General features: G+C 44.6%; 9 protein-coding genes and 1 pseudogene. 7 read left to right on the top strand and 3 right to left on the bottom strand.

All coding sequences use genetic code 11. The annotated features are described in order from the left end of the window. On the bottom strand, positions 1 to 370 hold a 370-nt coding region (locus tag AC5V8P_RS17655), incomplete at its 3' end, for a glycosyltransferase family 2 protein (RefSeq protein WP_495473748.1). A gap of 245 nt (positions 371 to 615) precedes the next feature. On the opposite strand from AC5V8P_RS17655, the gene AC5V8P_RS17650 reads away from it, so the two are divergent. From AC5V8P_RS17650 to AC5V8P_RS17620, 7 genes and pseudogenes are all read left to right on the top strand, one after another. Beyond that, positions 616 to 1,032: a GntR family transcriptional regulator gene (locus AC5V8P_RS17650; RefSeq protein ID WP_495473747.1), complete on the top strand. Its 417-nt coding sequence runs from the start codon at positions 616 to 618 to the stop codon at positions 1,030 to 1,032. Next, positions 1,002 to 1,703: pseudogene (locus tag AC5V8P_RS17645) on the top strand (phosphoketolase family protein); the annotation flags it as partial. The gene AC5V8P_RS17650 and the pseudogene AC5V8P_RS17645, both read left to right, overlap by 31 nt. A 614-nt stretch (positions 1,704 to 2,317) precedes the next feature. Continuing rightward, positions 2,318 to 2,977 (top strand): PspA/IM30 family protein, encoded by a 660-nt coding sequence (locus tag AC5V8P_RS17640; RefSeq protein WP_064795590.1) that lies wholly within the window; start codon positions 2,318 to 2,320, stop codon positions 2,975 to 2,977. A 25-nt stretch (positions 2,978 to 3,002) separates the two neighbouring features. Further along, complete coding sequence (locus tag AC5V8P_RS17635; RefSeq protein WP_064795591.1) at positions 3,003 to 4,037, top strand: TFIIB-type zinc ribbon-containing protein; 1,035 nt, start codon at positions 3,003 to 3,005, stop codon at positions 4,035 to 4,037. Further along, a complete protein-coding gene (locus AC5V8P_RS17630) occupies positions 4,034 to 4,828 on the top strand; it encodes a TPM domain-containing protein (protein WP_064795592.1) in 795 nt (264 codons plus the stop codon). The genes AC5V8P_RS17635 and AC5V8P_RS17630 overlap by 4 nt, the downstream gene beginning before the upstream one ends. A gap of 21 nt (positions 4,829 to 4,849) precedes the next feature. Then, positions 4,850 to 5,842, top strand: a complete 993-nt coding sequence (locus AC5V8P_RS17625) for an SPFH domain-containing protein (protein ID WP_064795593.1) — start codon at positions 4,850 to 4,852, stop codon at positions 5,840 to 5,842. A gap of 260 nt (positions 5,843 to 6,102) precedes the next feature. Beyond that, positions 6,103 to 9,843 carry an alpha-L-arabinofuranosidase family protein gene (locus tag AC5V8P_RS17620; protein ID WP_064795594.1) on the top strand — a complete coding sequence of 1,247 codons (3,741 nt, stop codon included), beginning with the start codon at positions 6,103 to 6,105 and terminating at the stop codon, positions 9,841 to 9,843. A 141-nt stretch (positions 9,844 to 9,984) separates the two neighbouring features. Here the strand turns inward: AC5V8P_RS17620 and AC5V8P_RS17615 are convergent, their stop codons facing one another. Together AC5V8P_RS17615 and AC5V8P_RS17610 are read right to left on the bottom strand one after the other, a co-directional pair. Then, positions 9,985 to 11,382, bottom strand: a complete 1,398-nt coding sequence (locus tag AC5V8P_RS17615) for a phytase (protein WP_064795595.1) — start codon at positions 11,380 to 11,382, stop codon at positions 9,985 to 9,987. Positions 11,383 to 11,481: 99 nt separating this feature from the next. After that, on the bottom strand, positions 11,482 to 11,777 hold a 296-nt coding region (locus AC5V8P_RS17610; RefSeq protein ID WP_495473746.1), incomplete at its 5' end, for a helix-turn-helix transcriptional regulator.

Genomic DNA, 11,777 nt, shown 5'->3' with positions numbered 1-11,777 from the left:
ACGAGTGAGGAATGCCTGAAAGCACGGATTTGGGATACTTGCGGTGATAACGGCTCACGGTTTTAATGAAATGAGGCAGCACCAAAAAATCAGCATCACAGAAAATAATGTACATTCCTTTTGCACGGCGCATCCCCAAATTTCGAACGGCAGATCGACCGCGTTGTTCCGGGTGTGACACATAAGTAAGAGGATAGGATGCTTTGAAGCCTTCGACCATTTCTTTCGTTCCATCTGTAGAACCATCATCAGCTACAATGACTTCGAATAGTTGCTTCGGATAAGTTTGTGTTTCGAATGAAGTGAGTGTGAGCAGCAATTGCTGGGCTCGATTATAGGTTGGAATGATGACGCTGTAGCGGATAGCCAATGTGATCTCCCCCCCCACCATTTTTATTAGAACACATTTGAACAAGATAAATAATAACAATGTATTCAAGGATTTTAGCCTTGTCTAGTCAAACACCCCTGAAGATGTGAAACAGGCTTGGTCCTATCGGATGTCAAGGTCGGGTCTGTATTTTCGGCTGTTTTGCAGATATGCTCAGTGGTGTGATGTATATGTCATGGAAGTATTATGCATAAGGATGTAAAGTAAAAGAGACGCAAACAAACATGAGATCAAATGGGCATGTTTATGGTAAAATATATGGAGTTATAGAAGACCTGAAAGAGGAGTACTTTATGACACAATTTGTCTATAAGCAAATTATTGACGATCTTAAAATGAAAATTTTCGCTGGAAAGTTTGCAGATATGAGATTGCTAGATGAACGTAGTCTTAGTGAGACTTACCAGGTTAGTCGTAGTTCCATAAAACGTGCTCTAACTAAAATGGAGAGTGTCGGAATTATTTTCAAAAAGCAGGGTTCCGGGACATTTATTAATCCATTATACATAAGAAATGAATCTATCTTTAACTACGAAGGCTCTAATCTAGGAGTTACTGATAATTTTCAAATGCATGGCAAAAAGCCTAAAATCAAAGTATTGAGCTTTAGTATCTGCCCGCAGACGCCAACTCTCTGCTAGCTGTTTTTGACACTATTTTAAATGACCGTCAAAAGATCAATTTGGTTGTTTCGTCCAAACACCCACGCCCACAATGGTTCTCTGCTGATGAAGCGAAGGAATTGGTGGACAAAGGGTTGAAGATTATCGATTGGGCAAGTACGGATCAAGGTGGAGAGCCTGATATTGTCATCGCTTCTGCCGGTACAGAGCCAACGATTGAAAGCTTAGCTGCAATCTCAATCTTGCATAAAAAACTGCCTGACTTGAAGATTCGCTATATCAACGTAGTAGACTTGCTGAAGCTGAGAAGCCAAAAATTGGACCGTCGTGGATTATCTGACGCTGAGTTTGACCAATTTTTCACAAAGGATAAACCAGTTGTGTTCGCTTTCCATGGTTATGAAGGTCTGATCAAAGATCTGTTCTTCGATCGTCACAACCATAACCTGCATGTACATGGTTACCGTGAAAATGGCGATATTACGACACCATTTGATATGCGTGTATTGAACCAAATGGATCGTTTTGACTTAGTGAAGGAAGCGGTTCTAAACTTACCTGACGCTGGTAAGTACGCAAATATTGTGGATGAAATGGATGCAATGGTTAAGAAACATCATCAATTTATTCGCGAAGAAGGCATTGACTTGCCAGAGGTAGAGAACTGGGTATGGGAAGGCTTGAAATAAAAAATCACAGTACATTTCGGCTTTGTGTTGGACAACCAAGCAGTCAAGCATGAAGTGAAATATATAATGTAGTAGTAACATATAAGTGCCTGACCTCTTGACTTCAAGTATGATTTCAACGGGGATCAGGCACTTTTTGATGTAGCACACAGAGAATTTAATAGGAAAGTCACGAGCTGGTGGGTAATAAGTATAGGAGGAACCGGACTGGTACGCTGTTTTTGTCTGAGCATTGAAGAGGTGTTACGGTATAAGAGAATAATAAAGGAGGCTGTTAATATGAACGATCCAAGGCCTCTTCTGTAATACATCAGACGGAAAATCTGGACATTTTTGATTTTGAGTTGTCACCAGAGGAAATGAACGTCATTTCGGCGCTCAGCAGGGAAGATGGACAGATATGGGGGCAGGACCCCAAGTCCTATGAGGAGCTATAATCTACAAGAGTACATGAGAAGGGTTCAAAAATCTGTGAAAGGTTTTTTGAACCCTTCGCTTTTAATAATAGCCGAAAGTATTCGCTGGTCCGGTACATAGCTATGATGAATGATGAACATTTTTAACCGGATTTGAGGTATGATATGGGGGAATGTAGCCCTTCAAAGGAGGTTGCCATGGGAATTTTATCAAGGTTCAAGGATATTATGAAGGTGAACATCAATGCCCTAATGGATAAAGCGGGTGATCCGGAGAAGACCATGGATGATTATATGCAAAACTTGAACAGTGATCTGGGCAAGGTGAAAGCGGAAACCGCCTCGGTGCTGGCTGAGGAGAAAAGGGCGAAGAGAGCACTGGATGAATGTAGAGACGAGATTAAAAAGCTCCAGCGTTATGCAAGTAAGTCTGTGGAAGCAGGCAATGAAGAGGAAGCTCGAAAGTTTTTGGAGCGTAAAGTTTTGCAGGCAGAGAAACTGGCATCGTTACAGACATCCTATGAATTAGCTTCGGCAAACGCCGTACATATGAAACAAATGCAGGAGAAATTGGTGTCCGATATTGGACAACTGGAACTGCGGCATGCTGAACTTAAAGGAAAGCTGGCGGTTGCCAAAGCACAGCAAACCTTGAATTCTATGGGCGACCATGACTCTTTTTTCGGGGCCTTGGAAGAAAAGGTGAACAGGGCATATGATGAAGCGATGGCGATAGCCGAGCTCCGGACAGGAACAAAGGACGACTTGGACGCGTTGTTTGCACAATATGAGAAGAGTACCGATGCAGAAGATGAGTTGGCTGCAATCAAGGAGAAAATCAATCCCAAAGAATCATAATAGCTTTTAGATAAGAGGTGAGCAGATGCCAGTTATCGAATATAAATGCCCCAACTGCGGCAGTGGCATGGTCTTTGACAGTGAGACAGGCATGTTATCATGCCATAGCTGTGGAAGAGAGGACAACATCGAATCGATTCCTGATCCTCTGACCAATCGTGTTTTTTCAGAGGATGAGGCTCATGAGTATCATTGCAATAACTGCGGGGCAGTGATTATGACCGAGGTGGAGACGAGTGCAACGGTGTGCAGCTTTTGTGGCTCTGCCGTGGTGCTGGGTGATCGGCTGACCGGGAAGCTGGCTCCGGCACAGGTTATTCCTTTTTCGATCAGCAAGGAAGAAGCTATAGCTGCGTTCAAAAAATGGTGCAAGAATGGCCGTCTGACACCGAACCGATTCATGATAGCCGACCGAATCAAGGGAATAACCGGTATGTATGTCCCCTTCTGGTTATATGATCTACATAATCAAATTGAGGTTCAAGGTGAAGGTACCCAAGTAAGAACCTATACGAGTGGAGATTATGAATACACAGAAACGAAGCATTTTGATGTATATCGGAAAATCCGTTTGAACTACGTGAAGGTTCCGATTGATGCTGCGGAGAAAATGAATGATGAGCTGATGGATAAATTGGAGCCTTTTCCGTATGATCAGCTCAAACCTTTTAAAACGCCATATCTGGCGGGTTATATTGCGGAAAAGTATAGTTATAACGAAGAAGAACTATTCCCGCGGGTAAAAGACAAAGTGAAGGAATATATTGATGCTTATATCCAGTCTACGGTGTCAGAATATACGTCCGTGAGTTACACGGAAAAGCAAATTGATACTACCTTAAAACAAGCGGATTATGTCCTGCTTCCGGTATGGGTTATACACTATGACTACAATCAATTGGAGCATACGTTTGCGATGAACGGTCAGACGGGCAAGGTAGTTGGTAAACCTCCGATTAGCAAGTTCAAAGTGACAGCTTGGTTTGCAGGCATTTTCGGCATAACTCTCTTTTCATTAAGGTTCATAACTTGGCTAATCATGGGGGGAGAATTCTATTGAACAAATATAGAGCCATTGTGGCTGTTTTGTTGTTCTTTGCCGTGTTTCTAGCGGTTCCTATGGAAATGAAGGGCGAAGCAGCAACGACGGAAATGAAGCCATTGATTTATGATGAGGCGGGTCTGCTTAATCAGGAAGAGTATGATGTATTGAACACGATGGCTAACCAATACGGAGCCGAAAGAGAAACAGACATTATTGTTTATACGACCAACAATCCCGACAATATGGATGTTATGAAAATGACGCAGGATTTTTATGACGACCATGGCCCAGGTTATGACAGGTCTCATGGAAATGCTGTCATTTTAACGATGGATATGAGGAATAGAGAGGTTTATTTAGCTGGATTCTACAAAGCAGAACGTTATCTGGATGACGACAGGCTTACTAAAATCCGCCATGAGATTACCCCGGATCTGACGAATGGCAACTATGGGCTTGCATTTCAAAAGTATATTCTCGGCGCGTACAAATATTTGGCCATCCGTCCAGGGGTGAATCCGGACAGTATATTTTTCAAAGGCTGGCTTCACTTGGCGATTGCTTTGGGGTTGGCGTCGATTATTGTGGGTAAGATGGTTTCCAATTCCGGCGGACGGGTTACGGTAAATCGACAGACCTACGAAGATGCAAGCACGTCAGGGGTTCTGGCACATCAGGATCTGTACACTCACACTACGACAACGAAACGGAAGATTGAAAAGAGCAGTAGCAGCAGCTCATCTGGCGGAGGGGGCGGAACCACCAGCGGCGGTCATTCGCATAGCGGCAGCAGAGGATCATTTTAACGGAAGGGATGGATACAGCACATGGGATTCTTCAGAAATCAATTTGCAAATGTAGTAGAATGGGAAGAATTTAGGGATGACATGATTTTTTGGAAATGGAGCGATCGTGAAATTAAAAAAGGCAGTAAATTAATCATCCGCTCCGGTCAAGACGCGATTTTTGTCAATAACGGCAAGATTGAGGGCATTTTTGAGAATGAAGGGTCATATAACATGGACTCGGATATTATTCCGTTTCTATCAACATTAAAAGGGTTTAAATTCGGCTTTAACAGCGGCATGCGGGTGGAGGTCTTATTCGTTAATACGAAGGAGTTTACAGTCAAATGGGGAACACAAAATCCGGTTTTGATCCCTACTCCCCAACTGCCAGGCGGGATGCCGATTCGTGCCAACGGCACATTTAACTTTAAAGTAAATGATTATGTTACGCTTATTGATAAGATTGCCGGGGTAAAGGACAGTTATCTTGTTGAGGATGTTAAAATACGCATTACTTCCGTGTTGGATCAGTTATTAATGAAGTGGATCAGCAGAGAAGGCAAGGATATGTTTAATTTACAGGCGAATGCCTCCGATATTTCGAAGGGTATTCAAGAAGATCTGGATATGCAAGTGATGGACAACGGAATGACGATTACAGGCTTTCATGTGATGAGCTTCAATTATCCTCAGGAAATTCAGGATATGATTACAAAGACAGCTTCTCATGAAATGATCGGGAATCTACAAAAGTACCAACAAGTGACGATGACCGACGGTATGGCATCGGGGAATGTAAAAGGCGGCGGTGCTGCTTCGGATATGGCGAGTATGATGATGGGCATGAATATAGCGAATGAAATGATGAAAAATTTGAACCCAAGCCAGCAGCCCCCGGCTGAAACTCAGCCTGCATCCAATGCTCCCACTCCTTCTGGTGAAGGTAAAAGACCTAATTTTTGTCCGAATTGTGGCACAAAAAACGAGGGAGCTAACTTTTGTCCGAATTGTGGACAGAAATTGAACGGATAATTATAAGCTACCGCTGAACTGTTTCCTTTCAAGAAAGTCCCGACTGGCTAAGTATTTCTGTAAACCAAACAGCAGTTGTCGCAGAATCTTCTCTGTGATGACTGCTTTTTTAATGCAGTTTGTTCAAGCATTTTCTTTATAAATCTGATTTATTGGATTGAAAAAGGTACACAGGATAAGGTACTATAGCTATATAGTACATATTTATATTAACTAATTAGGTATTATATTAATAAATTATAGGTATAGGAGCCATAAAGATGACCAAATTCCAAGATCAAATCATTGCGCGGTACAAGTTTGATGATGCAGAGAACGTCGGCAAGGATAGCTCCGGACAAGGTAATGACGGGATTCCTTCAGGCACAGCAGCACCTACAATCTCCCATGCTACCGGAAGAACAGCTTTGGCACTTGAAGGAGGGCCCAACGGAACATCTTATATTCAGTTACCTTTCGATCTGTTTAAAGATGTAAGCGATAACACGGGTGTTACAGTAACGGCTTGGGTGAACTTTGGCAGATTCACAGATATGTGGGAACGTGTATTTGACTTTGGTAAATCCCATACGGGGCCTTATATGTTTATGACACGGAATCTGCGCGGAACTCTTTTCACTGAGGCTGACTTGTCCGTAGACCCGGGAAGAGGCTTTGTCAGGGATGAGTGGATGCACATCGCTCTGTCTGTAATCGGCACAAAAGGCGGTACATTAAGCAGTGCAGGTCCGGTCGTATATGTCAATGGTGAAGTGGCAGCAGACGGTTCCATCAGCCAAACCTCCAGTGGTAACTATGCCAAGCTGCGCAAGTGGTTCGAAACGTTTGCAGATTCGACCAACTATAGCAACAATTTTATCGGACGTTCCCAACATGCAGCGGATGTAGACTTTGCCGGTTTGGTTTCGGACTTCCGAATTTATAAAGCAGGCTTGACGGCGGATGAAGTCATTGAGGTCATGTGCGATTCATTGACAGATGTGGAGATCGTGAAGCTTGCCCGCGATAAGTATTTATCATTTCCGACGACAATTATCACCAAAGACATATCTCTGCCAACGGTTCTGATGGGTGGAAGAGTGGAAGTGACCTGGAAATCCAGCCAGCCTAGCATACTCTCTGACCATGGACAGGTACAGGCGATTACTTCCGCACAGGGGGTTACTGTTACGGCTCTCTTGACCAGAGGTTCAAGCCGGATTGAAGAAAGCTTTGAAGTATCCGTTCTCCCGGAACAACTGCCTCCATACACGCTGACCATTCATGGGAATAAGGAAGTTGTGGATGTCAGCGAAGTGATGCACGGCTTGTTCTACGAAGATATCAATAATGCGGCAGATGGCGGGATTTATGCAGAACTTGTGCAAAATCGTTCTTTTGAATCCTTCGAATATGATACGTATTCCCATGCTTCAGGTGAATGCGGCTGCTCTACAGGACGGAACCGCAATCCACTGTTCGCCTGGTCTGGTGATACGGACAAGATGACTCCACAACATAGCGGTGGATTAAATGAGTTTTTGGGCGCAAAAGACAAGGATGTGAACTCCTATTATGTGACGGTAGCGGATGGGGCAACGATTCGGAACAAAGGCTTTTCTGATTCTAACCAGAATTGTTCCATGTCCATCCAGGAGGGCGCCAAGTATGAGTTCACCATCTGGGCCAAGGCCGAATCGGCGGGCATCATCACACTGCAACTTCAAGACTCGAAGGAAAAGGACATCAGTGATTCGGTAACCATACAAGTAGAGGGTGGCAACACGTGGAAAAAGTATGGTGTGGAGTCCAAGCTGGTGCTGACAGGTACAGCTACGGTGCTGGGACAGCTGACACTTACATTTGAAGGGGACATTTCCATTGATATGGTCTCCTTATTCCCACAAGATGTATGGGGGGCAGGCGAGGAAGAGCAATCCCCATCAGCACACGCTAACTATCAGGGCAACCCTAACTACCGATTGAGAAAAGATCTGGTGAACGCATTGGTCGGTATGCATCCGAAGTTTTTGCGTTTTCCAGGTGGTTGTATATCCGAAGGATCGTTTATATGGGAAAATGTATACGACTGGAAGGAATCCATTGGGGATATCGAGCTGCGCAAGGAAAACTTTAATGTATGGGGCTATATGATGACCATGGGTCTTGGTTATATGGAATATTTCCAGTTAGCAGAGGACCTCAATGCAGCTCCGCTTCCGGTTATGGCCTGCGGCGTGCTTTGCCAAGCCCGCTCGGATTATGCTCATCCGGCTGGAGGTGCATTGAGAGAATACTACATTAAGAATTTTACGGATCTGATCGACTTTGCGATCAGCGTCGATTTTGAACATAATGAATGGGCTGCCATGCGTAAAAAAATGGGCCATGCAGCACCGTTCGATCTGCGTTATCTGGGCGTGGGGAATGAAAACTGGGGCACAGAGTTCTTCGCCAACTTTGAAGTGTTCAAGACATCAATTGATGAGTACATGGAGAAAAACTATCCGGGACATGAGCTGCATATCATCTCTACGGTTGGCGCTCAAGCAGACGATGATGCCTACCAGCAGGGCTGGAAGTTCCTGAGCGGTAATCTGAAGGGTTCAGCCAAGGTTGTTTTTGCAGATGGTAACCAGGTGATGGAAGAGACTGTAACCTGGTATGAAAAGCAAACAGACTATATGGACACCATTGCCGATGAACACTATTACCGTTCTAATGAGTACCTGTTGAATAATGTGGACCGCTATAATTACTACTATCGGGCTTATAACGCGGATGGCAGTATCAACTGTAAAGAAACGTCGAAGGTTTTCGTTGGGGAGTATGCTTCAACGGATAAAAATACATTGGCAGGCGCAGTCGCAGAAGCAGCGGTGATGACGGGCTTCGAAAATAATGCCGATGTCGTCCGGCTGGCTGCCTATGCGCCGCTGTTTAACAAAGTCCTGACGGACGGAACTTACAGATGGACACCGGATTGTATCTGGTTTGATGACGAAACCGTGTGGTTTACACCAAACTATTATGTGCAGCAAATGTATGCCCAGTATTTGGGCAATAAAGTATTGGCCACTTCGTTCTCTACTTACAAAAACGGCAAGCCGATCGACCTCATTCCTCAGGGTGGAATCGAAATCGCGACAGGCAACGCCGAGATTGTGGTTAAACGCGTGACTGTTACCTCCAACAAGGACGGCAGTGTGCTGCTGGATCAGGATTTTACCAAGGAATTGAATCCAGCCTGGCAAGTTATTCCCGGTTCCGTGGGATCTACGGTGGAGGAAGGCAAGGGGCTTGTCCTCAAAGCCCAGGATAGCGGTTTGAATGGTCTGTACATCTTGAACGACAGCTGGAACAACTATAAGGTAGAGGTGATTGCTTCCCGCCTTTCCGGCACGGACGGTTTTTATGTGGGCGCAGGCCTCACGGATATTACCGCTGAGAAAAAGAACGTCATCGAATACGCGATTGGCTATGGCGGCAATGCTACTGGCGTGAAGGTTTACAAGCAAGGGATAGAAGGCTATACGATGGGTGATTACTCTTCCAGTACTGCGGCGGGCAACCTGAGAGCGGCGAGCTATGAAGAGCTGTCCGACAACACCGACTACACCATTACGGTGAACTATGGGGGAGAAACGGGTAATAACCTGATCTGCTCATACACGGACGGCAAAACCACCAGCAAAGTGCTGGATTACAAGCTGGAGGCTTATAACAGAGACGTGTTCCATTCGGTGACCCAAGATGCTGAACATGTATATGTAAAACTTGTGAATGCCGACAACGTAGATAAGGCGACGCAGCTGAATCTGGAAGACATGAGTGTCGAGTCGATCGCCAAGCTGATTACATTAACTGGCGATTCCTCGCTGGTTCATGTACCCAACGTGAATAAGAAAAATGATGAAAAGATAGTGCCTACTGAACAGCAGGTTACGCTGCATACAAATTCTGTCCTCTTACAATTACCAGCTAACTCGGTAAATGTACTGGTACTGGATCTAAAGGCGTAGTACCCCTAAGAAGTCAGGCGATGAGTTTTGCGTTTTTCTCACACTGGATATATTCATATGAAAAGTTAAAACCCGCTCACTGAGCGGGTTTTTTCTATGGATCAAGTCAGAGCGTTGTTAATTCGCTTTTCCCGACGGGCATTACTTGCTGCTTCTGTTTACCAATTCACGCGGATTGATGCCATCGTCCATCGTTAGCGGGGTAGGCGCACCTGTGGCAATTCGCTCCCAAGGCACCATTTTAAAGTTCTGATTTAACTTCTTGCCGTTTTCGAGGTTTTCGTCATCTTGTGCAACGAAGATGCCATGAGGGAAGTTCTTGCCTAATCCGTAGCCAAGAACATCAATACCGTCTGTGACAGACGTACCATCTACGGTAGGGCTATCACCGATTGTGAAGTTGCTTATATATGCATTGTCGCCTTGTCGTTCATAGATGGCGTAACTACTGTTGCCTTGGCTGGAGGCCATGAGGTACCCCTTGCCGTCTTTGCCGTAATACAATGTGAGTCCCTCTATGTCATCGTGAAGTCTACGTCCATCTGCAATATCAACACGTCGCAGCGGATTGGATGAACCGTCTGGCTCGGCACTATATTTCCAAATGGCATAATCCTCTTCAGCAATATAGAGCGTACCATATTCATCATCAGCAACCATGCCCTCAGATTGCGTAGCCAGCTTAAACTGACGGACAAGCTTGCCAGCAATTTTGCCGTTTCCATTGTCCGTCAGCTCATATTGCTCAAATTCACCCTCTTTGCCCAAAGCGAGCGCATAAAACTTATCTGTCTTGAGGCTATGGTACAAGCTAAATCCGTATACTTCTTTCATGGTTGCTTTAATAGGTTTGTCAACCACGTTAGTTAATGTTCCTGATACACCGTCAATGGCAAAGATATCGATCGTGTTGTTGGTGCGATTGGTTGCGCCTGCGATATCGACTTTTTTACCGCCTAATGTGAAACCGTAACGAAGATCCACGTTGTTCATTTTTCCGACTTTCATGTTCTGCAGCTGCTTACCATCCAGATCGTAGACTAAAATTCCGCCGCCTTTATTGGTAGCTAAAATTCTGCTTTTACCCGGATCAACCGGATTGAGCCAGATCGCAGGGTCGTCAGCTGCATCTTCTCCATCCTCCACGGCTTCTGTCTCGACAGAGGGAAGCACTTTATAGGTGGGAACGGCATCCTTGGGATCTGCATATTTTCTGTTTTCTGCTTCAAGTGCAGTAATCACTTTTGTAGGAAGATATACATTCCCATTGATCATCTTGATCTCCCGGTCTGCTTTTCCGGTTTGACCAGCTAGACGATATTGCTTTTCACCGACGGTAAAGGTTCCAACAATGCCATTTTTCAGCTTGATCAACACTGAATGGTCATCACTGTCCCACGTAATTTTTGCCCCTAATTTATCTGCTTGTGTACGAAGGGATTCGTACCCCGTGGGCTGAGCTACTGCCACATGGGGTATTGCAGGTGATACTAGGATCCCGGTCAACATGGTTAATAGTGCAATTTTAGTTGCCTTCATATGTATACCCCTTTTCCAAAGTAAAAATGATATAACCGACTCAGTATAAAGCGACACTATCAATATAAAACCATCAAAATGTAAAAGCGACGTAAATATTCAGTTGGCTGGTTTCCAGTATTGTTGTCTGTAATTCTTCGGTGACATCCCAAACCTTTCCTTGAAACACTTAGAAAAATAACTGGCCTGGGAGAATCCCGTTTCCTCTGTTATTTGTTGGATGGACCAGTCGGTTTGCAGCAAAAGACTGCGTCCCTGATCCAGGCGGTAGTCCATTAAATACTCTAGCGGCGTGCGTTGGAAGGTGGTCTTCATGCATCTGGCAAGATAGTTTTGATGTACGTGAAAATGTGCCTCCAGGTCTTTATTCGTGATGGCATTTCTGTAGTTTTGTT

Source organism: Paenibacillus sp. N119s (assembly GCF_059447605.1).
Note: the sequence above shows the minus strand (reverse complement) of the source record. Positions and strands in the feature narration are given on the sequence as shown.